This is a genomic window from Halomonas sp. AOP43-D1-4, from assembly GCF_052446175.1.
GTDB lineage: Bacteria > Pseudomonadota > Gammaproteobacteria > Pseudomonadales > Halomonadaceae > Vreelandella > Vreelandella citrativorans.
This window is the reverse complement of record NZ_JBQSVY010000016.1, coordinates 1-25,032: the sequence shown is the minus strand read 5'-3', so window position 1 is coordinate 25,032 and position 25,032 is coordinate 1. Positions and strand designations below refer to the sequence as shown.

The window sequence follows — 25,032 nt, the reverse complement described above, 5'->3', positions numbered from 1 at the left end:
CCTGAGGCGCTTAGAACATGCCAAGCTCAAGTTTCGCCTCGTCGCTCATCATGTCACGGTTCCAGGAAGGGCTGAACACAATCTCGGTATGGACCTTGCTAATCTGGGGCGCTCCGAGAATTTTATTACGTGCATCTGCCGCAATGACATCCCCCATCCCACAGCCAGGAGCGGTCAGCGTCATGCGGATCGTCACGACCTGTTCGCCCGTAATCAGCCGCTCAATACGGCACCCATACACCAGCCCGAGATCCACGATATTAACCGGGATTTCCGGATCAAAGCAGGTCCGTAGTTGGCCCCATACAAACTGCTCTATTTCTTCCTCGCTGGCATTTTCGTGCAGTGTCGGGCGCGGTAACGCCTCAAGCCCCAAGGCATCTAAATTGCGCCCCTCTATGAGATAGAGGCGCCCTTCAAAGCCAACACTGACCGAGCTGCCCTTGGCTTGCATCACGCTAACAACGCTATCTTCCGCCAGGATATCCGTTTTCCCAAAGGGAATCGCAATAGCTTCCACGTCACGCTGAAGTGGCAATTTCTGGCCCCGCTCAAGGCTCGCGATTTGCTCGATGTCCATAGCTTTCTCGTTACTCATAGATTGCCTTAACGCACCATGCCAATAACGCGATTGAGAGCGGCAATAAACACCTCCACTTCTTCGAGGGTATTATACGCCGCAAACGATGCTCGGCACGTAGCATCCACGCCAAAGTGTTGAAGCAGCGGCTGCGCACAGTGATTACCGGTACGTATGGCGACGCCTAACTGATCGATCAACAGACCAATATCCTGGGAGTGTGCACCGTCAACGACAAACGATAGCACCCCGGCCTTGTGCGGCGCGGTTCCCACAATCCGCAATCCATCAATGCGCTTTACGCCTTGAGTGGCATGTTCAAGCAACACCCCTTCCCACTCTCCAATCGCCGCGACGCCAACACCTTCGACCCACTCAAGTGCGCGGCCCAAGGCAATGACTTCAGCAATGGCGGGGGTGCCTGCCTCAAACTTATGCGGAATATCTGCAAAGGTAGTGCCAACGTCAAAGGAGACCGTCTTGATCATCTCACCACCGCCTTGCCAGGGCGGCATGGATTCAAGCAGTGCCTGCTTACCGTAAAGTACGCCGACGCCTGTTGGCCCGTAAACCTTGTGGCCAGAGAAGGCGTAAAAATCGGCATCAATCGCTTGTACATCCACTTCCTGATGAGGTGCCGCCTGCGCGCCGTCAATTAGAATGACCGCACCATGCTGGTGGGCAAGTGCCGCCATCTCTTTTACCGGATTAATGGTTCCCAGTGCGTTAGACACATGGTTCACGGCGACCAATTTAGTGCGCTCGCTTAACAGCGCACGGTAAGCCGCCATATCCAGTGCCCCCGCTTCATCCACCGGAATCACTTTAATGGTAAAACCACGCTCAGCCGCCAATAGCTGCCACGGTACAATATTGGAGTGATGCTCAAGCAGTGAGATCAATACTTCATCACCTGCTGCCAGGTGGGTACGACCCCATGATTGAGCCACCAGATTAATGGCTTCCGACGTGCCACGCGTGAAGATAATCTGGCGCGCCTCTTCAGCATTGAGAAACGCTTTAACACGCTGGCGTGTGTTTTCATACGCCACCGTCGCCTCATCGGCCAGCGTATGCAGGCCACGGTGAATATTCGCGTTATAGCGCGAGTAGTAATCGCTAAACACGTCTATTACCTGCTGAGGCGTCTGGCTGGTGGCAGCGTTATCCAAATAGACCAGCGGCTTACCATGCACTTCCCGACGAAGGATCGGGAAGTCATTGCGTAGTGCCAGAACGTCAAAAGGTGCCTGGCCATTCGCTGTCGCTTTCTCAAGTACCGTAGACGACATTCATCACTCCTTAGTAGGCCGTAGAACTTAGTCGTTGAGCGCGACGGCCGTTTCTACCAGGCCAGCCAGGTTAAAGCGTTCCGGCAATTTACCGGCAACCGCAAGCTCTACGCGCTCAGCGACTTCATCCAGCGTCACTTTATCCAGCACTTCACCGGCAAAGGCCAGGGTCAACAGCCCCCGCGCCGTCGCCTCATCGATACCACGCGTACGCAGCGCGTAAATAGCCTCTTCATCTAGCTGACCGGTCGTGGTGCCGTGAGAGCACTTCACATCGTCGGCATAAATTTCAAGTTCAGGCTTGGCATCAATCTGGGCGCGGTCAGACAGCAGCAGGTTCTGGTTGCTCTGAAAGCCTTCGATCTTCTGGCTATCGCGCTTAACGTACACCTTGCCGTTAAACACGCCATGCGCACGGTCATCCAGGATGCCTTTGTAGTTCTCATTGGAGAACGTCAAGGGCGCGTTATGATTGACCTTGGTGTGGTTGTCCACGTGTTGACGACCCTGACCGAAGAACAGGCCAAAGAAGTTGGTTTCGGCCCCCTGACCATTAAGGTCACTGATCAGGTCGTTACGCACCAGCGCACCACCTAGATTCAGGTTATACGAGGTGTAACGGCTATCGCGCCCCTGCTCAACATGCATGCTGGCAATATGCATGTCGTTAAGCGGTGCTTCCTGAAGCTTGTAGTGGTTCAGGATAGCGCCGCGGTCCAACATAAATTCGCCCACAATGTTGGTGAAGTTGGCTGCGTCCTGATCGCCACAATAGTGCTCAATCAACGTGGCTTCACTGCGACCACCCGCCTCAACCAGAATACGTGGATGGCTCATCACCGGCGCACTGCTCGCCTTGGAGAGAAACTGCAGCACGATAGGCTTATCGACCACCGTACCCGGCGCGATACGCACCACAGCGCCCTCTTCCATAAACGCGGTATTCAAGGCTGCGAAGGGAGAGAAATCCACGCCTGTTAAGCGGCCAAGTGGGCCACCCACCGCTTCGTGATTTTCAGCAAGCGCTTTTGACAGTGGCATAACATGAACGCTCTGGGGCAGTGCGTCGATATCCGACAGCGCTGGGGCGTAAACACCATCAACAAACGTTAACCGATAAGCCGCGAGAGGTAGCGTTAATGCTGCTGCCTGAGCGGGTGAGTAGTCGCCATTATCGGCCAGTGTAAAGTTACCCTGAGCGATGGTGCGAACATCGGTATATTTCCACTCTTCGTCACGGCGCGTGGGAAAGCCCAGCGCTTCAAAGCGAGCAGCGCCCGCTTGGCGACGCGCGGCAATCCACGACGGCTCCGTTTCGCGCTGCTGGCTACGCGCTTTTAGCGTGTCCAGAAAGGTTTGCGTATCGCTCATGCCACAGACTCCTCAATACCTTCGTATCCGTTAGCCTCTAGCTCTTTGGCAAGCTCGGCATCACCGGTTTTAACAATACGGCCGTCAACCAGGACGTGGACTTTATCAGGAACGATATAGTCAAGCAGGCGCTGATAGTGGGTTACCAACAGAATCGCGCGCTCTTCGGCACGCAGGCTGTTAACACCGTCGGCGACCACTTTCATGGCGTCGATATCAAGGCCGGAGTCGATCTCATCCAGCATGGCGAGTTTAGGCTGGAGAACCAGCATTTGGAGAATTTCGTTGCGCTTTTTCTCGCCGCCAGAGAAGCCTTCGTTAACCGCGCGCTGCAGGAAGCTGGCGTCCATTTTCATAGAGCCAAGCTTCTCTTTTACCAGCTTCATAAACTCAGGCGCTGGCATATCTTCTTCACCGCGCGCCTTGCGCTGGGCATTCAGCGCTGACTTCAACAGGTAAATATTCTTTACCCCCGGGATCTCAACCGGGTACTGGAAACCCAACAGCAGGCCTGCCTGGGCGCGCTCTTCAATTTCCATCTCAAGTACGTCTTTACCTTCAAAGGTGATGCTGCCTTGGGTGACTTCATAGCCATCTTTACCTGCAATCACCGCTGACAGGGTTGATTTACCCGCGCCGTTAGGCCCCATGATGGCGTGTACTTCACCGGCGTTGATGGTCAAGGTAAGCCCTTTAAGGATCTGCTTGTCTTCAACGGTGACGTGTAAATCAGTTACTTGCAACATAGTCATAAACCTTCTAATTCTGGCGAGTCGCTGGCGCGACGCGTATCAAAGTAATGTGTACGGCAATCCGGCTAAACGATTAGCCTACCGCGCCTTCCAATGTCACGTTCAAGAGCGCTTCAGCCTCTACCGCGAACTCCATCGGTAGCTCCTGGAAAACATCTTTACAGAAACCGTTAACAATCATACTGACCGCATCTTCCTCGGAAATACCCCGGCTCCGGCAGTAGAACAGCTGATCTTCACCAATTTTAGAGGTGGTGGCTTCATGCTCAATCGTTGCCGTGCTGTTACCGATTTCCTGATACGGGAAGGTGTGAGCGCCACACTTGTCGCCAATCAGCAGCGAATCACACTGCGTGAAGTTACGCGCGCCCTTGGCACGCGGGCCAATTTTCACCAGGCCGCGATAGGACTGGTCGCTCTTACCTGCCGAAATACCTTTGGCCACGATATAGGAGCGCGTGCCTTCACCAATATGAATCATCTTGGTGCCGGTATCGGCCTGCTGACGCCCGTTAGTAACGGCAACGGAGTAGAACTCGCCAATGCTGTCTTTACCGCGCAGCACGCAGGAAGGATATTTCCAGGTAATGGCCGAGCCGGTTTCGACTTGGGTCCAGCTAATACGTGAACGTGCGCCACGGCAGTCGCCACGTTTAGTCACGAAGTTATAGATGCCGCCCTTACCGTTCTCATCACCGGGGTACCAGTTCTGAACGGTAGAGTATTTGATGTACGCATCATCTAATGCGACAAGCTCAACAACGGCCGCGTGCAGCTGGTTCTCATCGCGCATCGGCGCGGTGCAACCTTCCAGATAAGAGACCTGAGCACGGTTTTCGCAAATGATCAGCGTACGCTCAAACTGACCGGTATTGGCCGCATTGATACGGAAGTACGTCGATAGCTCCATCGGGCAGGTAACGCCTTCAGGAACAAATACGAACGAGCCGTCGGTAAACACGGCTGAGTTAAGCGCGGCAAAGTAGTTATCGGCCACCGGCACGACGGTACCCAAATACTGCTTGATCAGCTCGGGATAATCGCGGATTGCCTCAGAAATGGAGCAGAAGATAACACCGGCTTCAGCCAGTTCCTTTTTAAAGGTCGTCGTTACGGATACTGAATCGAATACCGCATCAACTGCAACGCCGGCAAGCGCCGCCCGCTCGTGTAGTGGAATACCCAGTTTTTCGTAGGTTTCCAGCAGCTTGGGATCTACTTCGTCGAGGCTTTGCGGGCCATCTTCGGGGCGCTTGGGCGCACTGAAGTAGGAAATCGCCTGGTAGTCGATAGGCGGATAATCAAGATGCGCCCAGGAAGGCTCTTTCATGACCAACCACTGGCGGTAAGCGTCAAGACGCCACTCAAGCATCCACTCCGGCTCACCCTTCTTCTTGGAGATAAACGCGATGGTATTTTCGTCTAGACCGGGTGGAAGCGTGTCGCTTTCAATATCGGTTACAAAGCCATCTTTGTATTCGCGACGAACCAACTGTTCCATTTCTTCGGTTGCCATGGTGTTACCCTCCGGGCAGTTGGTGGCGAGCACCGCTCGCCGTCAATTATAAATAAATGCGTATCAACGCTTATCGGAATTTGCGTATGTTCAGAACCCTGTATATCCAGAGCTATGCAGATACCGCCGATAGATTGATACTTTGAATTGGTAATTGTACGGGTAGCTTGAGAGGCGATGATGCCGCCAAATGGGCTAACGTTACGCTTTCAAGCAGGGTACTAATCGCGAGCGATACACGCTGCCAATTGTCGGCCACACCACACGTTGCGACCAACTCGCACTCTCCTTGGGCATGGCTACACTCGGTCATCGCGACAGGGCCTTCAATCGCCGCAATAATATCCGCTGCGGTAATTTGTGACGCGGGCCTGGCAAGCCGGTAACCGCCTTGCGCCCCTCGCTGTGACGCTAAAAGCCCCGCTCGGACCAACATCTTAAGCGTTTTGCTTACCGTTGGGTGCGGTAGCTGTACGTCTTCCGCCAAGTCTGCAGCCGTATGCGATGCCTCTGGGTGACGCGCAATTTGTGCCATCACAACAGCGGCGTAATCTGTCAGCCGAGAAAGCTTGAGCATAGCGACTCCCGTTAGCCAGCAAATCATCAGGCTGGCTTGCGTGTTAATTGGGTACCATTTTAGTCCTGTATAAAATCGATGTGAAGCCCTATTGCCCAATCCTTGGCAAATTGCGTCAAGTTCTGGCACGTTCGCCGCCGTTACCATCAAAAACAACAATCATTATCATTTGAGAATTTTATTGGCTATCCCACAAAAAAGCCTATCCACCAGGGATAGGCTTGTTATGGCTCAGCACCTGATTAACTGAGCATCAAGCTTTTTTAACGAATTCAGATTTAAGCTTCATGGGGCCAATGCCATCAACTTTACAGTCGATATCATGATCACCTTCAACAATACGAATACTCTTAACCTTCGTGCCGACCTTAACAACCAACGAGCTGCCTTTGACCTTTAAGTCTTTAATGACGGTCACACTATCGCCGTCAAAAAGGGGATTGCCGTTCGCATCGCGTACGCTGGGAATATCGTCAGAGGCATCGGCATCCGCCGTTTTCGACCACTCATTACCACATTCCGGGCAGACGTACTGCAAGCCGTCATCGTAAGTGAACGTTGAGGCGCAGGCAGGACAATTAGGTAATTCGTTCATCAATGGCTCCATCACAAAAACCAGCAAAGCGATGGAGCCTACACCGGTTAGGCAAAATGCTCCAGTCCAAGAGGGCATTAGCCCCGCTGGTAGGTGCCTACAAGCCGGTCAATCCCCAATACGTGCGGCTCTACCTTCTCAAATAGCGCCGCGACACTTAGACCTTTTGGCAGATCCATTGACTGATCCAAAGCAAGCACTAAAAAGTAGTAAAGGTGCTTACCATGCCCTTCTGGGGGCATAGGACCGCCGTAGCCCTGCTTGTCGAAGTCGTTATTGCCACAAGTGCCCAGCTGAGTGTTTTCATCCAGCCCGGCAATATCGCCGGGCAGGTTATAAAGGGTCCAGTGAACAAACCCGTAGCGGCCATCTTTTAACAGCGGCGCATCGGGGTCGTGGCAAATAACCGCAAACCCTTTTGTACCTTCAGGTACGTTATGCCACTCAAGAGGAGGCGATAGATCATCGCCTTCCCCGGTATAGCGGGCAGGAATCGCCTGATGCTGCTCAAAAGCGGTGCTGGTGACTTCCATTGATGACAGAGCAAATGCCATAAGTTTCTCCCTGGTTAGCCAATCACTATGTCTACAGAGTGGTAGTAAATATCCAAGGCATCAACGTTAATTCAGATAACCCGCGTTGCGTTGCCACCACTGCTGCGCAATTACCACATTTTCTGCGTTGCTCTCGGGGCTTAGCACGGAGGATAGCTGCACATAATTCCCACCGGTTTTAGACGTTAACAGCGGATCTTGTGTTGCCAGTTGAAGCGCGTAAAGCACCAGCATTTGTTCGTACTCATCCTGGGTATTCAAGCGCGCATACAAAAGTGGCACTGCGGGTAAGCCAATATCACCTAACCGCTCAGCGGCAATATAAAAGGTCCGGCGGTTGTCCTGGTCGCCGTAATAGGAAACGAAGCGGCGATCAGAAAGCCTGCTCACATAGTAAGCGGCCTCTTCTTCAGGGCTCATGTACAGCGGCGGCACCCAGTCAGTCGCCGATACACTGCTGGAACTTGCAACGGGTGCTGCCTGAACAGGCTCATCATTCGTTTGAGATGTGGTCGATGTCGTCCTGTGTTGCTTGCCTGCACACCCTGCCAATAGCACACTCCCAAGTAGCAGGACACATAACATGTTTTGCTTTATTTTCATGTTTCCTATGGGCTCCCCATGCAAATTACCACCATCATTTTTAAGACCAGCGACCCTGCTGCTTTAAGCGTCGTTTTACCCAGCCATCATAGAGCTTCCTTAACCGTGGTTTAATCACCGGCAGACCGATCAACCACGCAACCGGGTGTAAAAAGACAACCCGAGTCATTAACAGGCGATAGGCATCAATGCCTTCTACTATATCCCCATCAGCCCGCTCAACATGCAGCGACTTTAACGCAGTGTCAGGTTCTATACCCTTCTCTTGCAGTGTATGCCGGTGCTCACTGACATCACACCAACGAATATCGCTTGCCCCCTCGCCTGCCCAATGCTCATAACGCTGCCTGTCTTTGCGGCAGCGGGGACAAACCGCATCGTAATAGACCTTAATTGTGTTGTCAGTGGGCATATAATACTCGGAGCGGACATTGAGGGGGTAAGTGTGGCACGTCGGTGGCACGACGCAATGCTAGTGATCCATCAGAGTAAGCGCGGCGTCTTTATGCATCGCAACATGATCGGTTTTGTCGCTTTTGATTTCATACTGCGGCTCCTCCTCATTGGCATAACGGTGATGACCTTTGTAGGTCGTATCCTGCGTATGTACGCGAGTGATATGCCCGCTTACATAGCCAGCCTCTGAGTTCCATTTTACGTGATCGCCCACCTTGAAGCGCTTAGCCATTCTTCACTCCTATTGTTTTCCACCTCTATCATTCTCCCCCCTATCATTCCCCATCCCTATCAGAATTTGGTTCACTTAACCTTAAGTGTAGATGTACTCACTCATAGCGCTAAGTATTCACCTGTGACGACACATAAGAGCCAGGTTGCTACCCTAGCATCCGGTAAACGCGCCACTTTAAAGAATGGCTGTTTGCCTTTGCGTGTCCTTACTTCATTAGACAAGAGGCTGCCATGGCGGAATGCAAAAAACTGCTGATCATTGCACATGCACCTTCCGAGAACACACAAAAGATGCTGGAGGCTGTGGTGCACGGCGCGTCCCACCCTGACGTAGAAAAGGTGGTGGTAACATCGCTCACCCCGCTTGAAACACAACCGGACGATATTCTTTCAGCCGATGCGATTATTCTCGGCACCACTGAAAACCTGGGCTATATGGCAGGGTTAGTGAAGGACGTATTTGATCGATGCTACTACGCCTGCCTTGATAAAACCGAAGGTTTACCGTTCGCGTTTTATATTCGGGCAGGCCACGATGGCACCGGCACTCAGCGTGGCATTGAGAGCATTACCACCGGGCTGCGCTGGCGACTCATACAAGAGCCACTTATTTGCCGAGGCGACTTTCAGGCAGGTTTTATCGAGCAATGCGAGGAGCTGGGGCTATCCGTGGCTGCCAGCCTGGAGGCTGGGATTATTTAAGGCGAAAAAAAACGACACCTTGATAGGTGCCGTTTATCAGTGCATAAGGCTGGTTACTTCAAGCGCTCAAATACCGTCGCAACCCCTTGCCCCATACCAATACACATGGTGGCCAGGCCCAACGTGGTGTCGCGCTGTTGCATAACGTTAAGCAGCGTGGTGCTGATGCGTGAACCGGAACAACCTAGTGGGTGGCCCAAGGCAATCGCACCGCCGTTTAAGTTAACCTTTTCGTCCATGGCCTCCAAAAAGCCCAGGTCTTTTAATACCGGCAAGCTTTGCGCTGCAAAGGCTTCGTTAAGCTCGACAGTCTGGATATCATCCGACGAAAGGCCTGCGGCTTTCAGCGCCTTTTTAGAAGCCGGCACCGGGCCATAGCCCATAATCGATGCATCACAACCTGCTACACCGGTAGAAAGCACTTTAGCGATAGGCTCAAGCCCCAACGCTTGGGCGCGCTCGTAGCTCATGATCGCCATGGCGGAAGCACCCACGGAAAGCGCGGACGACGTGCCTGCCGAGACGGTGCCGCTACGCGGATCAAACACCGGCTTAAGCTGGGCCATGGACTCAAAGCTTGCATCAGAGCGGATCACTTCATCGCTCTTGAACAGCACTTTAAAGCCGCGCTGGTCATGGCCTTCAACACCGACAATCTCGTTATCGAAGTAGCCTTTCTCCATTGCTGCCTGAGCACGCTGGTGCGAACGCACGCCAAACCGGTCCTGGTCTTCCCGCGAAATACCGTGCATCTTACCTAGTAGCTCGGCGGTCAGCCCCATCATCATGGAGGCTTTAGCGGCGTATTTACTAATCGCAGGGTTTACATCAACCCCATGCGCCATGGGCACATGTTCCATGTGCTCTACACCACCAATGATGTAGAAATCGCCCATGCCCGCTTTGATATTCGCCGCCGCAATATGCAGCGCAGTCATGGAGGAGCCACACAGACGGTTAACGGTTTGCGCCGGTACCGAGCGTGGAATGCCGGTCATGATCGCCGCATTGCGAGCAATGTTCATGGCTTGTTCAAGGGTCTGGTTAACGCAGCCCCAAATCACATCATCTACTTCAGAAGGGTCTAGATTGGGATTACGGGTAAACAACGCCTGCATGACAGCAGCGGACAGGTTTTCCGCACGAACGTTACGAAATGCGCCATGCTTGGCTTTTGCCATGGCGGTACGTACACCGTCGACCACCACGATATCTCTGGGATTCAAACTCATCTTATTTCTCCTGTTCGCGGTGACTTAGGCCTGACCGGGGGCGGGATAAAACTGCTCATTGTTCTTCGCCATTTGGCGCAGCTTTTCAGTCGGCGCGTACAGCGGGCCGAGCTCTTCAGCCAATCCTTCCGCCAGTTTGACGAACTCCGCCACGCCCATGGCGTCGATATAGCGCAGCGCGCCACCGCGGAAAGGCGGGAAACCAATACCGTAAATCAGCGCCATATCCGCTTCGGCAGGCGTATCAACAATATTGTCTTCCAGACAACGAACCGTCTCCATGCAGAGCGGCACCATCATGCGGGCAATAATATCCTCGTCGGAGAACTCTTTTTTGTCGCTAACCACTTCCTCGATTAACGCGTAGGCCTGCTCATCCGTTACTTTTTTGGGCTTGCCTTTTTTATCCTCTTCATAGGCATAAAAACCCTTGGCATTTTTCTGGCCCAGGCGCTCGTTTTCGTACATCACCTGGATTGCCGTTTTGCCTTCACGCGCCATGCGGTCCGGGAAGCCTTCCGCCATGACGTCATTAGCGTGAACCGCCGTATCCATACCGACCACATCCAGCAGGTAAGCAGGCCCCATCGGCCAGCCAAACTTCTCCATGACCTTATCAACACGCTGGAAGTCGGCACCCTGCTCGACCAGGAAGCTGAAGCCGCCGAAATAGGGGAACAGCACACGGTTTACTAAAAAGCCGGGGCAGTCATTCACCACAATGGGCGTTTTCCCCATGGCGCGAGCGTAAGCCACCGTCGCCGCAACTGCTGCGTCAGAGGTTGTTTCACCGCGAATAACTTCAACCAGCGGCATGCGATGCACAGGGTTAAAAAAGTGCATGCCACAGAAATTTTCAGGGCGCTTCAGGTTCTGAGCCAAGCGGTTAATCGAAATGGTCGATGTGTTGGAGGTCAGGACCGTATTCTCTCCTACCATCTCTTCGACTTCGCTGAGCACCGCACCTTTTACCTTGGGATTTTCAACAACCGCTTCAACCACCAAATCAACATTGCCGAAGTCGCCGTAGGAGAGCGTGGGGCGAATATTGGTCAGCTTTTCCGCCATTTGCTCATTGGTGAGTTTTTTACGCTCAACCTGCTTGGCGAATAGTTTACGGGACTCTTTCAGGCCCAGTTCAATGGCTTCATCCTTGATGTCTTTCATCAAGATAGGCGTGCCTTTAGAGGCGCTTTGGTAAGCAATACCACCGCCCATTATACCGGCGCCCAACACGGCCGTTTGCTTAACAGGCTGCGCCTGCTTTTCATACTTGCTGGCTTTCTTTTTGACGACCTGATCGTTCATAAACAGACCGACCAGGTTAAATGCCACGCTGCTTAGCGCAAGCTTGGCAAAGGCTTTCGCCTCAATGGCCTGGGCGCGACTGCGCTCTTCACCCGCACCTTTTTGAATAACCTTGATAGCTTCAATAGGCGCTGGATAGTGAGGGCCCGCTTTGCCGGCGACATACCCTTTGGCCGTCTCAAACGCCATCATTTGTTCGATAGCATTGAGCTTTAAGGGGCCTTTTTTCTCTGCGCGACGCGCCTGGTAATCAAGCTCGCCAGCGTTAGCGCGGTCAAGTATGTCTAGCGCCGCCTCCTCTAGCTGCTCGGGCGTGACCACGGCATCGACAGCGCCGACTTTTAGCGCCGCATCGGCGCGGTTTTCAGTGCCACCGGCAATCCATTCAATCGCATTGTCAGCGCCAATCAAGCGTGGCAAGCGTACACAACCACCCCAGCCCGGCAAAATGCCCAGTTTGGTTTCGGGAAGTCCAATTTTAGCTTTTTCGCTCATCACGCGAAAATCAGTGGTGAGCAGCACTTCGCACCCGCCACCCAAGGCAAGGCCATTAATGGCGGCAACGGTTGGAAAAGGGAGATCTTCAATCGCATTAAATATCTCGTGCACCTTGAGGTTCATCTCCTCAAGGTACGCTTCACCTTTAGTGAACAGGCTGTGAAACTCGGTGATATCCGCCCCGACAATGAATGCGTCTTTGCCGCTGCCAATCATCAAGCCCTGCAAGTCATCTACCGCCTGAAGAGCGCTAACAGCCTCTCCCAGTTCGGTAACAACAGCGCTGGAAAGCTTATTAACGGACTCATCTTTTAAATCAAAAATAAGCCGCGCGATGTGATGGCCACTCAGGGTGTCACGACGCTCCACCGTGATGGCATTGCCTTGATAGATCATCCGTGCTCTCTCCACAGGTTTGAACTGGCGCTCCTGTCAGCAGACTCTTGCAGCAAGTTTTAGCGACAAGTCCCTGGCTGGTTCGTCAGCATTTCATACGGTCGTTTGATAGCGTTAGCTTGGTTGAGTTATCCAACAACGTCAAGCCCTGACTTTTGGCTAATCCCTGCCAGGAAGTACACTTTCTCATCACCTAAATATTCCGTTATTAAGGACACATTAAGACGATTACCTGCTGGGCATCGACTTTTTTCAGAAACCCATGGATCATGATTTTTTTCACTATGGGTCATATATTCATGGGCGCCCTGTTAACACCGACGCGCATAAAAGCCATTCAGCACTTTACCGAGCGCTTAGTGGAGCGCATTAAACCCTGGAGCTGGCTATGGCCGCCCATGGCATTTTCAGCGGGAGTAGGCAGTTTTTTTCTGGTCGACCGTCAGCAGTGGCTAGGTGCGGCGCTAGCGCTGGGGCTGTTATTTACCTGGACGCTGCTGCTTTCTGAAAGTTTAATTGGCCGCTGGCTGGCCAAGCGTGGCCACCCTACCCTGCACCGTGGCGCCACTACGTTTATTGCCCAAATGATTCACCAGGAGACGCTGTTTTTTACCCTTCCGTTCATTTTAATTACGACGGTATGGAATAGCGGACAAACGCTATTTGCTCTCCTGGTCATTGGCATGGCGCTGTTATCAATTATCGACCCGCTTTATTACAAGGTAGCTGGCCGCTGGCGCAGTCTCTATTTTATTTTCCATGCGCTGTGCGTTTTTTTGGTGATGCTGGTAACGCTACCGATCATGCTCCATCTCACGACCGGACAAAGCCTTTTGTTAGCGATGTCTTTGATGGTACTGGTAGCGCTTCCCAGCTTTTGGCATTTACTCAAGCAGCGCTCGTTAAAACGCTGGTGCCTATTTCTAGGGCTAACGCTTGCACTTGCGTATGCTGCCTGGATAGGCCGTATTTGGGTGCCGCCCGCAAGCCTTTGGTTGACCAGCAGTGCGCTCTCCCCTTCGCTTGATATTCAGCAGCGAGAACCGCAGGGTTCCATTGCGCTGACGCCAGATGCTATTCGTGAAAACGGCCTTTATGTGTATACCGCGATCCGTGCCCCACGAGGATTAAGCGAAACTATTTACCACGCCTGGCGTCACAACGGTGAACCGTTAGATACCGTCCGGCTGGACATTAGTGGTGGGCGTGAACAGGGTTATCGGGCATGGAGTCATAAGCTTAACTTTCCTGCTGACCCATCAGGTGACTGGCGAATAGATATCATGACTGATAGTGGTCAACGCGTGGGGCTGATTCGTTTTACGGTATCGGAAGACTTACAAAAGGCCTCTAAAGCCGATAGCGCTATTCGCGCCAGCGGTTTAAGCAGACTTGATTTGCGTTGTTTTGTGCCAGGAAGCAGTGAACGCTCTGACACGCCGACAAGCGACTAAGTCCGCCTATGGCTTGCAATCCAAGCCATAGCTAATGACAATCTATCCTCCCACTTTTTGGTAGCGAGTTGCCCATGGCTTCATCGATTGGTTTTCGTCTTGCACGCCTGCCGCATTTGTGGCGCTCAATTTTGGATCGTAGGCTCGCTCCTTTGGGGCTTACCCAAACGCGCTGGGTCACGCTTTATCATATCTGGCGCTTGGGTGAGGGACATCCCCAGTGCGACCTAGCGCGAGTGATTGGTGTTGAGGCCCCTTCACTTGTTCGTACACTGGGTCAACTTGAGGAGCAGGGTCTGGTTGAGCGACGCGCTTGTGATAGTGACCGGCGCAGCAAGCGTATTTACCTTACGCCAGCAGCAATGCCGCTTTTAGAAAAAATTGATGCGGTGGCTACCCAAGTCCGTGAAGAGTTCTTTGTCGGGCTTGGTGAGCGTGAGCTTGAACAGCTCAATGAATGGCTGTCAATAATTGAATCAAACGGGCTAGCCATTCAAGCGCGCGAGCAAGACCCCCCTACTGCTTAGATGCTCACCTAGCGGTGATGCGCACCGTCTCGATTATCCAACGGCTTGCCTAGCGGCTGGTCCGACAAACCGCTTAGCGCGCCCTTTAATTGCTTTACGTCTGCAAGATAAGTGGAGAAACGCTCGGCGGTTTGCGACTCCCACCACCAAAGCGTTAGCGCATAAGGCGTCGATTCAATCACTAGTGCATCCTGAGGCAACCGCTCCAAGAGTGCTTTTAACGGCGCACTGGCACTTTCAGGTAAATCGCGCAACGGTGCAATACGCCAACGCCAGCCAGCATAATAGGGCTCTAGTGCGGCACTGGCATTGCTGTCCCGTAGCAGCACAAAGTCCGGGCCTGGCGCATCCTGAGGATAGTGCCAACGATAAGCGGGCATGGTGCCCCTAAAATGGTGCAGCGGGGGTTTTTCCATTTTAACACTGACCCCTTGTTGCTTAGCACCGTTACGCAACGCCATTTGCCTTACCTGACGCGGGCTTGGCTTAAGCCACATGACCGGCGCCATCACAAATAACAATACAAAAATGATAATTAACCATACCATCACTGCTTCCACCCTATTTCAGTCGTACGCTGTTAACACGTTTAAAAAACCATGACGCAGATCGTTGTTAAGATTGTCCATGCAGCTTAAAGTAAAGGTTATCTAACAAAGTTTGCTTCTTTGTTAATTATCGCCAAGGAGATAAGCCATGAGCTATCACCATATTCTGGTTGCCGTTGACCTAACAAAAGATTCTCACAAGGTACTAGAGCGCGCGATCGTTATCGCTGAGCGCAACAATGGTGCCAAAATCTCCATTATGCATACCCTTGAGCCTTTGGGTTTCGCCTATGGAGGTGATATCCCGATGGACCTTACCAGCATTCAAGACCAATTGGATGATCATGCCAAGCAGCGCCTGGCTGAAATTGCGACCCCTCATATCGACAAGGCCGACCAGCACGTAGTGGTGGGCATGCCCGACACGGAAATTCATCGCTTCGCGGATGAACATAACGTTGATTTGATTGTGGTTGGCTCCCACGGAAGACACGGCTTTGCCCTGCTACTGGGTTCAACGTCAACAGGCGTGCTGCACGGCGCGCAGTGTGATGTGCTCGCCGTACGGGTTGGCAAAAAGGGCGAGAGCAGCGACGAATAAATATACGCGCTTATTCTCGGCGCCTGACTTGCATATCGAACGCTTCTGTTCAAAAAGCTACTATCCCCAAAGGCACCGACCAGGCGCCTTTGGGAACATACACTTGAGTTTCCGCTATTCGCCGTTGGCCATGGCTTCAAGCTCCATCCAGCGTTCCATGGCGGCTTCAAGCGCCTGCTGAGCATGCTCTAGCTCTTGTAGTTTCGCTGTTACCGCGCTGGCCTCCTGCTGATAAAACGCGGGATCGCCTACCACTTGCTCCAGCGCTTCGACATTGGCTTCAAGCCGCTCGATGTCGGCAGGCAATGCATCCAGTTCGCGCTGAAACTTATAGGAGAGCTTGACGGTTTTTTTAGCGGGTTCTTCAGGTGCCTTCTCAGGTGCTTTTTCTACCGCCGCGCTGGTGGGCTCGGTTTGTTGACGCGCCGCGCCTTCCCAAGGGGCAGGCGGTAGCTTACCGCCCTGACGTATCCAGTCGGTGTAACCGCCCACGTATTCACGGACAACGCCTTCGCCTTCAAAAGCCAGCATGCTGGTCACCACGTTGTCCATAAAGGTTCGGTCGTGGGAAACCAGTAACAGCGTACCGTCAAAGTCCAGCAACAGCTCTTCAAGCAGCTCCAGGGTTTCCATATCCAGGTCGTTGGTCGGCTCATCAAGCACCAACACATTGGCAGGCTGGGTAAACAGCTTGGCCAAGAGCAGACGATTAGACTCCCCGCCCGACAGTGCTTTTACAGGCTGACGCACGCGGTCAGGCGTAAACAGGAAATCCTGCAGGTAGCTCATGACATGGCGATCCTTGCCACCGACGCTGACTCGGTCACTGCCTTGAGCCACGTTGTCATAAACCGTTTTTTCCAGTTCAAGTCCTGCGCGCAGCTGGTCAAAATAGGCCACTTTAAGGTTCGTGCCTAGCTGTACACTGCCTTCGGTCGGTGCTAGCTCACCCAACAGAATTTTAAGTAGTGTTGTTTTGCCCGCGCCATTGCGCCCGAGAAAACCGATACGGTCGCCGCGCACGACTTCCAGGTTCACATTACGCAGAATAACGTCGTTACCAAAGCGCTGAGTCACCCCTTTAAGCTCGACTACCCGCTTACCGGTACGTTCACCACTATCAACGGTCAGGTTAGCAGTGCCTTGGCGTTCACGGCGCTGGCTGCGCTCGTCGCGCATGGCTTCAAGAGCACGTACCCGCCCCTCATTACGGGTACGGCGCGCTTTAACCCCTTGGCGTATCCAGGTCTCTTCCTGCGCCAGCTTTTTGTCGAACTCGGCATTTTCCCGCGCCTCAACTTCAAGCTCGTGCTGCTTGCGCGCCTGAAACTCTTCGTATTTGCCCGGGTAGCGGCCCAGCTTGCCACGATCAAGCTCAAGAATATTAGTCGCCAGCCTGGAAAGAAACGCCCGGTCATGGGTAATCAACAGCACCGCACCATTAAAAGCCAGAAGCTGCTCTTCAAGCCATGCAATGGTGTCCAGGTCCAAATGGTTGGTCGGTTCATCAAGCAGAAGTAAATCAGGCTCAGACACCAGCGCTCGCGCTAACGCGACCCGGCGACGCCAGCCGCCTGAAAGAGAACTCATCTCAGTTTCAGGAGGAAGTCCCAGCCGCGTTAGCACAACATCAATACGCTGATGGAACGACCAGCCATCAATCGCTTCGATGCGGGTTTGCAACGTCGCCATGCGATTCATGTCCGGGTCGGGATCGTTGATCAAGTGCTGATATTCAGACAGCAGCTCGCCCGCTTCAGGCAGACCCTGTGCGACCATGTCGAAAATAGTCATGCCCGATGACTCAGGTAACTCCTGAGCCAACACTCCAATTTTCAAGCCAGGCGCTCGCCAAACCGAGCCGTCATCAGCCTGAATATCACCCGCCACTAATTTTAAAAGCGTAGATTTACCGGTGCCGTTGCGCCCGACCAGCGCCAGCCGCTCGCCTTTTTCGACCGTAAGGTCAGCGCGGTTCAACAGTACTTGGGTGCCGTAGGCAAGTTGCAGCTGTTCGAGTCGTAACAAGGTCACGCAGTATCCTCCATCGTCGTGAGGCGCACAGTGTAACGCATGGACAGCAGTAGAGGGGAAGCTTCGCGCATTAGTCGATACGTGTGCTTAGCGTTACAATACTGGTTTGCTATTTTCGACGAAGGAGTAACGCTTGGCTTCATCGGCAGTCGATAACGTTTTACCTGAAGCGCTTCAATTTCGCCCTACGTCTCCGTTGGTCGATATTGGCGCTAATTTGACGCACGAAAGCTTTGATCGTGATCTTGATGACGTCATCGCGCGGGCTCATGCTGCTCATGTTAATACAATGATTGTCACGGGCACGGACCTGGCGCACGCCGAGCAGGCGATAGCCCTTTCCGGGCAATATCCCGGCCTTTTCGCAACGGCGGGCATTCACCCGCATGATGCCAGTTGCTGGAATGCAGACCTAGCCAACAAGATGAAAGCCTTGCACGCACATCCGAAGGTAGTCGCCGTTGGCGAATGCGGGCTGGATTTCAATCGCAATTTTTCGACGCCTGCCGAGCAAGAGCATGCGTTTGAAGCGCAGTTGGCACTAGCTGCTGAAAGCGGCCTGCCGCTTTTTCTACATGAGCGCGATGCAGGCGTACGAATGCGTGAAATATTGGCCGCTTGGCGCGATGATATCAGCGACGCGGTTGTGCACTGCTTTACCGCTGACCGCGATACGCTGCACGGCTATCTGGACCTGGATATACATATTGGCCTGACCGGCTGGATTTGCGATGAGCGTCGCGGCCATCACTTGCGCCCGCTGGTTAACGATATTCCGCTGGAGCGCTTGATGGTGGAGACCGACTGCCCTTACCTGCTGCCCCGCAATCTACCCGCTAAACTCAAAGGGCGCCGCCATGAGCCAGCGCTTCTGCCGTGGATCGTAAAAGAAATTGCCCAGTGGCGCGGCATCAGCGAAGCTGAACTAGGTAGCGCCACGACACAAACTGCACAGCGCTTTTTCCGCCTGCCTACAGAATCTTGAAAGGAGTACGAGCGTGGCCGATTACCCAGGATTTATTGCCATTGAAACGGGCGAAGAAGATGGCCTCCCCCTTGCCATAGCCTGGTCATTGCCCGATGGACGCGTTAAGGAAACCTTGATCCAACCAGACGATAGCTGGATCAAGGAAGATACCAATGCCATGGGCGCTTACAGCATCGAGGAACTTGAGAGCCTGGGCGTTAGCCCCCTTGAGGTGATTCGCGAGCTGGAAAACGATTACTTCTCCGCCACTCTCTATACCAGCGACAATGGTGAGGATGAGGCGGCGCTGGCGCGTCTATTTGATACGTATGGGTTGGACCCTTTTGTAGAACTGGCGCCGGCATCGGTGCTCTACCCGTCTATCACACCGGGTGAATGGCACCGCCAGCGACGTGAGACATTCAGCGAGCTGGGCCTGGAGCCCATGCGCCCCGAACATGAGCTTGAGGTCATGCTGTCCTTGCACCAGCGCTTAACCGAAACGGATTAAGCATTAGCAGCCACAGGCGCTTGACCCAAGACCGCTTGGCCTTGGGTAATCGCAGCGGCTAGTGGCTCTTTGCGCTGATAAAACGACGTCAACGCCACATAAAGGGCGTTGGCGCGCGTGGGCAGGCCTTCTTGTAAATAGCGCTGCTTTCGGGCGTTTACCTTCTCCGCAAATGCGTCACGATCGACGTCAACATCGCCCCCCAGGTTGTCCACGCTGACATGAAAGATGCGTCCACACGCGTCAGCAAACAGTGACTCCAACGCCTGAGGGGCAATTTCGGCTTGCTCAAAAGCGCTCTGCTCCTGGGCATTACGCCCATCGGGCAAATACCAGTAGCCATAGTCTTCCAACTGACGGCGCTTGGCACCAGCAATACACCAGTGGCTAATTTCATGCAGGGCGCTGGCATAAAACCCACGGGCAAAGATAATCTGATGATAAGGCGCTTCCTTGCTTGCCGGTCGATAAAGCGGCTCATCTTCACCCCGCACTAATCGGGTTTGATAGCGCGGCATAAAAATGCCGTCAAAGAGTGCCGTAATATCCTCAAGTAACCATTTGTTATCTGTGTGAACCACAATATCCTCGTTATTTAAGGCCTTTTTGCCTAGTATAACGGCCCTCGTTAGGTAGGCTGAAGTCTAAACGGCAAAAACCAGCGACTCCTGCTAATCTAGCGGCGTTTTATAGATTACTTTACTAACGGAGAGCCTTTCCTTGGCCCGCTTTGCTGACGATATCAAAACCACCTATTGGCCAGAAACCCGTGCCTTAATTTTATTGGCGCTGCCTATTTGTGGCGCGCAGCTTGCCCAGGCAGGCATGGGGGTAGTCGATGTCATGATGACGGGACGCTTTAACGCTACGTCGCTGGCAGCGGTCTCAGTAGGTACCAGTTTATGGGCGCCCTTGATGCTCTTTATGACGGGCACGCTCATGGGGCTTACCCCTATTGTCGCTTATCACCTCGGCGGACAGCGAAGCAATGCCATTCGCCCTGCGGTTCATCAAGGATTATGGGTGGCCTTGGTTCTAGGCATTATCGCCGCGATTCTGCTTAGAACCAGCGTCATGCCCATTTTCGAATTAATGGATGTACCGGCTCAAGTCGCTCAAGAATCAGCTGCTTATCTTTCAGCGGTGGCGTTCGGTATGCCCGGTATTGCCCTCTTTCAAGCATTACGCGCGTTTTCGGATGGCATGAACCATACGCGGCCATCATTGTGGATCAGTGTCATCGGTTTGCTCGTGAATATTCCGGCCAACTACCTGCTGATCTACGGCGGCGACGGGCTGGTCAATTTGTTGGGTAGCGGCGTTCCCGATATTCTGCAACAAATTCCGGCCATGGGTGCCTTTGGCTGTGGGATCGCGACGGCTATCTCCATGTGGACCATGATGTTAATCATGCTGCTGTACACTCGCCGAGGGCGTGCTTACCAAAACGTGTCGCTATGGCACCGTTTTACGCCTCCACAGCTGGCGGGTATTAAAGAGCTGATTTTTGTAGGCATGCCGATTGGCGTGGCTATTTTTGTTGAGGTGACCCTGTTCACCTTGATCGCCCTGTTTGTTGCCAGCCTGGGCGAGATAACCGTAGGTGCTCACCAAATCGCGCTCAGCTTTACCTCTATTCTGTTTATGCTGCCGCTTTCATTGAGCATGGCATTAACGGTACGCGTGGGTAATACCCTCGGCCAACATCGCCTGACACTGGCTCGCCAGGTTGCATGGAATGGTGTGGTGGTGAGCATACTGATTGCGGCGTTTAATAGCCTCTTTTTGTGGCTAACTGCCAAGCCGGTGATTGCCTTGTATACCTCGAACCCTGAGATACAGGCGCTGACCCTTACCCTCATTGCCCTTGCGGTCATCTTCCAGCTCTCTGATTCGCTTCAGGTGAACCTGGCAGGCGCGCTACGAGGGTATAAGGACACCCGCATCGTCATGGTCATTACAGTGCTGTCCTACTGGCTTGTAGGCCTTGGAGGCGGTTACTGGTTAGGTGTGCATGGTGCAAGCGGTTTAACCGAGCCTTTAGGTGTTCATGGGTACTGGATAGGCTTGATTGCAGGGCTTAGCACCGCCGCACTGTTGTTGGCCTGGCGTTTAAAATGGATTAGCCGACAGGGGTGAAAAGTGACAAACCTGTGGCTTCTCTTCGTTATGTTCACGGCAATGTCGGTTTTGACAGGTTGCAGCGATCATGAGGCAGAGCAGCCATGGGTCGCCTATCATCATCAGTTGGCCGAAGACCTGTCCTCGCCTCCGCTCGAGCGCACAGAAGTATCCAACATAGGGGCATTTCCAGAACGCCAAGAAAGGCTGATTGAGGTATCTGAAACCCGCGATGGCATACTCAATATTTACGCGTTGCGCGAGTGTCACATCACATCGCTGATTGCAGCCCGCAACAATCAGCTTGGCCGGGTTGCGCCGCCCAGCCAGCACTGGCTTTACGAGCGTGAGTTATGGCAACGCTTGGCGGCATGCCAGGAAAGCGATGTCCCAGACCGGTTAAGCGAGCGCAATAAAGAGCGCCTTGAACAGCTTACTGCTCTGAAAACAGCACAACTACCCGCTGTTAGCTGGAATGCTATTTTCGATTCTGATGAGTGGGTAAAAAGCTTCTCTCGGGCAAGCCAACCGCTAGCGATGAGTGATTTTCCAGCGATTGCGCAGCAGCTTGCCGCTGTCGATTATTTGCAACAAATGGTAGATAGCCAGTTTAGCCAAGCATGGCAGCAAGACTCCTCTCAGCTTGAAAACCACCTCAAGCACCTTCAAGAACGCCCCTTAACCGCCGAGATACTCCGCACACTGCTACTTTCCGAACAACGTTTGCAAGACGCCAGCGAGTACTTAAGCCAGCATGATCCTCACCATGAAGCGTGTTTAACAGCGTGGGACACTGAAGCACTGAACCTCCTTGAAGCTAACGCGCAACAGTGGCTACTCGCTATCAACAAGCTGATAAACAGCCAAAGCGTTGCCTTGCCAGAAGCGGTACGTGTTTACCAAACGCAATGGCTCTCACTTGATAACGCACAAGCGCCTTGGCAGCAGTATCAGCAGGCCAAAACGCACCACTTATCGCTTAGAGAAATGCACTCAGTCTGTTTAAGCGATTAAATATTCGCCTCCCTCTTAACCTTATGGGCAACCTGTGCTATTGGTGAAGGATGCGGTAAGCATTTCTTGCTTACCAATGTCGTGGCCACGCAGCATTAGGAGGGACATCATGAGCGTATCCCAGTCACCCCGCTCTGCCCAGGTCATCGACCTGGATACCGTGCGCCTGCGTCAGCAGGCGCAAAAAAGTTTGGTTCGTTTAGCGCCCGAGTTAGACGGGTTGGAAATGGTATACCAGCTCGCTGCGAGCCCCGATTCCTATTTTGGCATGCCCATTCTGGCCTGGGGCTTAAGAGCCGATGGCCATGTTGTTGGGTTGGTGCCCTGGATGGAAACACTAACCGCCTGCCAAGAGGTGGATAGCCAGGAAAACGGCTATTTTGTTGGCTATCGCGATCCAGAAACAGAAGAGATCTTTGAGTCACCGCCCGATCACAAATATTACGAGCTAACGGCTGCCGCTGACTATTTTGAGTATGAAGCGTCGGGAGACGTTACGCTCATCCAGCAAATTCCCGATACCCTGGGCACTCATGCGTTGTGCATGAATCACCCCAATGCACCGTGGCATATGAAACCCGTTTACGGATGGCGCTTGTACAGCGATGGCTCTATTGATGCCTTACTTGCTGATGAAGAAAAGGCCACAATGACACCCATTCTGTTGGGTGATAAGTGCCTCTACAGTGCACGCTCCTGTCACCCGAGCGTTTATTACTTTCAGCGCCATATCGCTAACCGTATTCTTGAGGAAGATCCCGCTACTCTTGAGACATTAGCCATGATGGTCGTGCGAGGCTATTCACCATTAGTCGATTTTTGCCGCGCACGGCTGCACATCTTTACGCTAAGCGTATAAAGTAAACGTAGCTTTCTGCTGATTCACTGCGGTCGACAAGCTCATGACCCAAAAATTGACAAAATTTAGGTACATCACGCGTGGTAGCAGGGTCCGTTGCCACAACTTTAAGCACTTGACCTGAACTCATATCACGCACTTTGTTGTGCATCAGCATGATAGGCTCAGGACAATAAAGCCCTGTGGTGTCCAGAACAGTGTCGTAGTGGGGTGAGGCATCAGTCGTGTCAGCCATTCATATCCTCGGTTTAGGAACTAGATAGCATGATTAAAGTTATCATCGAACGGCGTATTATGCCTGGCCTTGAAGATGAGTATGAACAGGCCGCACGCGAAGTCATGCGTGTTTCGCTCGGTGTCAGAGGCTTTGTCAGCGGTGAAACGCTGGCACAACAAGGCCATACGGATCGACGCTTGATGATTACCAAATGGCGCGATTTACGCGCCTGGAAAGAATGGCACGCCAGCGATGCGCGTGCCACTGCGATGCAACGTATTTTACCGCTATTAACAGAAGACGAGACGATCCGCATCTATGAAGCGGGCTATTAACACCTTAGTGGGTTAGCCTTACGTGCACAGTCACTTCTTCCCGGTCGTGATAAAGGTGCCTGCAGTTTATGTGGGCACCAACACCCGCGTTTTTAAGCGCTTCTTCCAATGTTTCCAAACAGCGCGTTACTTCATCCCAACGTTTCTTCATAGGTAGTTTGAGGTTAAAAATAGCCTCTCTACACCATTTACGCGTTAGCCAACGCTCGACCATCGCCAGCACCCGTACGGGCTTATCTACGATGTCACATACCAGCCAATCCAAACGCTGAGGCGGCTCCCAGGTAAAGCCATCTTCTTTAAGGTGGTCAATTTGCCCAGAGGCCATTAGCTGCTTATCCATTGGCCCATTATCAATGGCATAAACGTACATGCCCCGCTGCACCAACTGCCATGTCCATCCACCGGGCGCGGCTCCTAGATCTGCTGCCTGCATATGCGCACTCAAGCGCTCCTCCCACTCTTCGCGTGGGATAAACTCATGCCATGCTTCTTCCAGTTTAAGCGTAGAGCGGCTTGGTGCACGCGAAGGGAAGCGCAACCGACGAATACCGTTAAGCAGCTCGCTACGATTACCGGGAAAACTTATGCCTAGCTGGGCGCGATCACCATCGGTCCAAAAAATATGTAACCGACGCCCACCTGCCTTGCCGCGTAGCGCACCGCGTTTTTTCAACATGCTTTGCAACGGCTTGGTAAGGGCTTTGATCAGGCCAACCAGCGCCTTACCATCATTAGTATCGGGCGTTTCATGCCAGATTTCTTCAAAACTCCAGCCGCTAGCTTTAACCTGCTCTAAAATAGCGGTTAATCGATCATCTCGTGACAAGGTGAGTGCTGGTAAGGCCGCCAGGCTTTGACGAGCGAAAATAAGTCTTTTAAAAGCCGCCCGCCGGTGCAAGTCATTAACGGGTTCATCGTCTGTTCGCGTTAGGCTGACCCACCCTTCCCCATAAGCAGGTTCACAGGGTACCCCTTGGTGCTTTGCATGGTGCTGCATTTCTGACAACGCATCATGTTCAAAACCAGGGCGGCAGTAAACTAACCACGATGTCGGTACCGTTTTACTCACCACTTCACCTCAAATTGCGTCTATCACCCAAAGTGACAGCCGGTTGATATAGTCGCTGGGGACGCATCATACCATTAACACGTGTGCTTTATTTTCTTCCACGCAT

At 52.9% G+C, this 25,032-nt stretch carries 28 protein-coding genes; 10 read left to right on the top strand and 18 right to left on the bottom strand.

The window, feature by feature from the left end:
• Positions 1-10: 10 nt before the first annotated feature.
• The 11 genes from sufT to ACT3RQ_RS15345 form a co-directional block, all read right to left on the bottom strand.
• Positions 11-580, bottom strand: coding sequence for a putative Fe-S cluster assembly protein SufT (sufT, locus tag ACT3RQ_RS15395; RefSeq protein ID WP_444640427.1), 570 nt, complete (start codon positions 578-580; stop codon positions 11-13).
• 26 nt (positions 581-606) lie between these two features.
• Positions 607-1,872 (bottom strand): cysteine desulfurase, encoded by a 1,266-nt coding sequence (locus ACT3RQ_RS15390; protein WP_172118321.1) that lies wholly within the window; start codon positions 1,870-1,872, stop codon positions 607-609.
• 27 nt (positions 1,873-1,899) lie between these two features.
• Positions 1,900-3,243 (bottom strand): Fe-S cluster assembly protein SufD, encoded by a 1,344-nt coding sequence (sufD, locus tag ACT3RQ_RS15385; RefSeq protein ID WP_444680813.1) that lies wholly within the window; start codon positions 3,241-3,243, stop codon positions 1,900-1,902.
• Positions 3,240-3,989: a Fe-S cluster assembly ATPase SufC gene (gene sufC / locus ACT3RQ_RS15380; RefSeq protein ID WP_172118323.1), complete on the bottom strand. Its 750-nt coding sequence runs from the start codon at positions 3,987-3,989 to the stop codon at positions 3,240-3,242. Before sufC ends, sufD begins: the two co-directional genes overlap by 4 nt.
• 79 nt (positions 3,990-4,068) lie before the next feature.
• Complete coding sequence (gene sufB / locus ACT3RQ_RS15375; RefSeq protein WP_444640425.1) at positions 4,069-5,511, bottom strand: Fe-S cluster assembly protein SufB; 1,443 nt, start codon at positions 5,509-5,511, stop codon at positions 4,069-4,071.
• 112 nt (positions 5,512-5,623) lie between these two features.
• Positions 5,624-6,088 carry an SUF system Fe-S cluster assembly regulator gene (locus ACT3RQ_RS15370; RefSeq protein ID WP_441679217.1) on the bottom strand — a complete coding sequence of 155 codons (465 nt, stop codon included), beginning with the start codon at positions 6,086-6,088 and terminating at the stop codon, positions 5,624-5,626.
• 253 nt (positions 6,089-6,341) lie between these two features.
• Positions 6,342-6,683, bottom strand: a complete 342-nt coding sequence (locus tag ACT3RQ_RS15365) for a zinc ribbon domain-containing protein YjdM (RefSeq protein WP_444622489.1) — start codon at positions 6,681-6,683, stop codon at positions 6,342-6,344.
• 77 nt (positions 6,684-6,760) lie between these two features.
• Positions 6,761-7,237 (bottom strand): YbhB/YbcL family Raf kinase inhibitor-like protein, encoded by a 477-nt coding sequence (locus ACT3RQ_RS15360; protein WP_444680812.1) that lies wholly within the window; start codon positions 7,235-7,237, stop codon positions 6,761-6,763.
• 66 nt (positions 7,238-7,303) lie between these two features.
• Positions 7,304-7,840: a hypothetical protein gene (locus ACT3RQ_RS15355; protein WP_444640423.1), complete on the bottom strand. Its 537-nt coding sequence runs from the start codon at positions 7,838-7,840 to the stop codon at positions 7,304-7,306.
• Between the two features lie 40 nt (positions 7,841-7,880).
• Positions 7,881-8,252, bottom strand: a complete 372-nt coding sequence (locus tag ACT3RQ_RS15350) for a thiol-disulfide oxidoreductase DCC family protein (protein ID WP_444640422.1) — start codon at positions 8,250-8,252, stop codon at positions 7,881-7,883.
• Positions 8,253-8,312: 60 nt separating this feature from the next.
• The gene (locus ACT3RQ_RS15345) at positions 8,313-8,528 is read right to left on the bottom strand and encodes a DUF2945 domain-containing protein (protein WP_444640421.1); all 216 of its coding nucleotides are present in this window, start codon (positions 8,526-8,528) and stop codon (positions 8,313-8,315) included.
• A 233-nt stretch (positions 8,529-8,761) separates the two neighbouring features.
• On the opposite strand from ACT3RQ_RS15345, the gene ACT3RQ_RS15340 reads away from it, so the two are divergent.
• Positions 8,762-9,232 carry a flavodoxin family protein gene (locus tag ACT3RQ_RS15340; protein ID WP_172118330.1) on the top strand — a complete coding sequence of 157 codons (471 nt, stop codon included), beginning with the start codon at positions 8,762-8,764 and terminating at the stop codon, positions 9,230-9,232.
• A gap of 53 nt (positions 9,233-9,285) precedes the next feature.
• Here ACT3RQ_RS15340 and fadA read toward each other — a convergent pair whose 3' ends face one another.
• Positions 9,286-10,464, bottom strand: a complete 1,179-nt coding sequence (gene fadA, locus ACT3RQ_RS15335; protein ID WP_444680811.1) for an acetyl-CoA C-acyltransferase FadA — start codon at positions 10,462-10,464, stop codon at positions 9,286-9,288.
• A 24-nt stretch (positions 10,465-10,488) separates the two neighbouring features.
• A complete protein-coding gene (gene fadB, locus ACT3RQ_RS15330; protein ID WP_444680810.1) occupies positions 10,489-12,666 on the bottom strand; it encodes a fatty acid oxidation complex subunit alpha FadB in 2,178 nt (725 codons plus the stop codon).
• Between the two features lie 299 nt (positions 12,667-12,965).
• Here fadB and ACT3RQ_RS15325 point away from each other — a divergent pair, with 299 nt between their 5' ends.
• Together ACT3RQ_RS15325 and slyA are read left to right on the top strand one after the other, a co-directional pair.
• On the top strand, positions 12,966-14,120 hold the full coding sequence (locus tag ACT3RQ_RS15325) for a DUF5924 family protein (RefSeq protein WP_444680815.1): 1,155 nt from the start codon (positions 12,966-12,968) through the stop codon (positions 14,118-14,120).
• Between the two features lie 74 nt (positions 14,121-14,194).
• Positions 14,195-14,647, top strand: coding sequence for a transcriptional regulator SlyA (gene slyA / locus ACT3RQ_RS15320; RefSeq protein WP_172118333.1), 453 nt, complete (start codon positions 14,195-14,197; stop codon positions 14,645-14,647).
• An 8-nt stretch (positions 14,648-14,655) separates the two neighbouring features.
• On the opposite strand, the gene ACT3RQ_RS15315 is transcribed toward slyA, so the two are convergent.
• Complete coding sequence (locus ACT3RQ_RS15315; protein WP_172118334.1) at positions 14,656-15,195, bottom strand: preprotein translocase subunit YajC; 540 nt, start codon at positions 15,193-15,195, stop codon at positions 14,656-14,658.
• 148 nt (positions 15,196-15,343) lie between these two features.
• On the opposite strand from ACT3RQ_RS15315, the gene ACT3RQ_RS15310 reads away from it, so the two are divergent.
• Positions 15,344-15,796 carry a universal stress protein gene (locus ACT3RQ_RS15310; RefSeq protein ID WP_172118335.1) on the top strand — a complete coding sequence of 151 codons (453 nt, stop codon included), beginning with the start codon at positions 15,344-15,346 and terminating at the stop codon, positions 15,794-15,796.
• A gap of 114 nt (positions 15,797-15,910) precedes the next feature.
• Here the strand turns inward: ACT3RQ_RS15310 and ACT3RQ_RS15305 are convergent, their stop codons facing one another.
• Positions 15,911-17,830 carry an ATP-binding cassette domain-containing protein gene (locus tag ACT3RQ_RS15305; RefSeq protein WP_172118336.1) on the bottom strand — a complete coding sequence of 640 codons (1,920 nt, stop codon included), beginning with the start codon at positions 17,828-17,830 and terminating at the stop codon, positions 15,911-15,913.
• 133 nt (positions 17,831-17,963) lie between these two features.
• Between ACT3RQ_RS15305 and ACT3RQ_RS15300 the strand changes: the two genes are divergently transcribed.
• Positions 17,964-18,815 carry a TatD family hydrolase gene (locus ACT3RQ_RS15300; protein ID WP_444631270.1) on the top strand — a complete coding sequence of 284 codons (852 nt, stop codon included), beginning with the start codon at positions 17,964-17,966 and terminating at the stop codon, positions 18,813-18,815.
• 13 nt (positions 18,816-18,828) lie between these two features.
• On the top strand, positions 18,829-19,308 hold the full coding sequence (locus tag ACT3RQ_RS15295; RefSeq protein WP_172118338.1) for a hypothetical protein: 480 nt from the start codon (positions 18,829-18,831) through the stop codon (positions 19,306-19,308).
• Here ACT3RQ_RS15295 and ACT3RQ_RS15290 read toward each other — a convergent pair.
• Positions 19,305-19,889, bottom strand: coding sequence for an elongation factor P hydroxylase (locus ACT3RQ_RS15290; RefSeq protein ID WP_444628848.1), 585 nt, complete (start codon positions 19,887-19,889; stop codon positions 19,305-19,307). The two genes, ACT3RQ_RS15295 and ACT3RQ_RS15290, sit on opposite strands and share 4 nt — an antisense overlap.
• 139 nt (positions 19,890-20,028) lie before the next feature.
• Here ACT3RQ_RS15290 and ACT3RQ_RS15285 point away from each other — a divergent pair, with 139 nt between their 5' ends.
• From ACT3RQ_RS15285 to ACT3RQ_RS15275, 3 genes are all read left to right on the top strand, one after another.
• Positions 20,029-21,447: an MATE family efflux transporter gene (locus ACT3RQ_RS15285; protein ID WP_444631269.1), complete on the top strand. Its 1,419-nt coding sequence runs from the start codon at positions 20,029-20,031 to the stop codon at positions 21,445-21,447.
• Between the two features lie 42 nt (positions 21,448-21,489).
• Positions 21,490-22,443: a DUF3080 family protein gene (locus ACT3RQ_RS15280; protein WP_444680809.1), complete on the top strand. Its 954-nt coding sequence runs from the start codon at positions 21,490-21,492 to the stop codon at positions 22,441-22,443.
• Positions 22,444-22,552: 109 nt separating this feature from the next.
• Entirely contained in the window at positions 22,553-23,302 is a 750-nt protein-coding gene (locus ACT3RQ_RS15275) for a hypothetical protein (protein ID WP_444680808.1), read from the top strand.
• Here the strand turns inward: ACT3RQ_RS15275 and tusA are convergent.
• A complete protein-coding gene (tusA, locus tag ACT3RQ_RS15270) occupies positions 23,286-23,537 on the bottom strand; it encodes a sulfurtransferase TusA (protein WP_087111670.1) in 252 nt (83 codons plus the stop codon). The two genes, ACT3RQ_RS15275 and tusA, sit on opposite strands and share 17 nt — an antisense overlap.
• A gap of 29 nt (positions 23,538-23,566) precedes the next feature.
• On the opposite strand from tusA, the gene ACT3RQ_RS15265 reads away from it, so the two are divergent.
• Positions 23,567-23,854, top strand: a complete 288-nt coding sequence (locus ACT3RQ_RS15265; protein ID WP_087111672.1) for an antibiotic biosynthesis monooxygenase family protein — start codon at positions 23,567-23,569, stop codon at positions 23,852-23,854.
• A gap of 4 nt (positions 23,855-23,858) precedes the next feature.
• On the opposite strand, the gene rlmM is transcribed toward ACT3RQ_RS15265, so the two are convergent.
• Entirely contained in the window at positions 23,859-24,929 is a 1,071-nt protein-coding gene (rlmM, locus tag ACT3RQ_RS15260) for a 23S rRNA (cytidine(2498)-2'-O)-methyltransferase RlmM (protein ID WP_444640417.1), read from the bottom strand.
• Between the last annotated feature and the right edge of the window lie 103 nt (positions 24,930-25,032).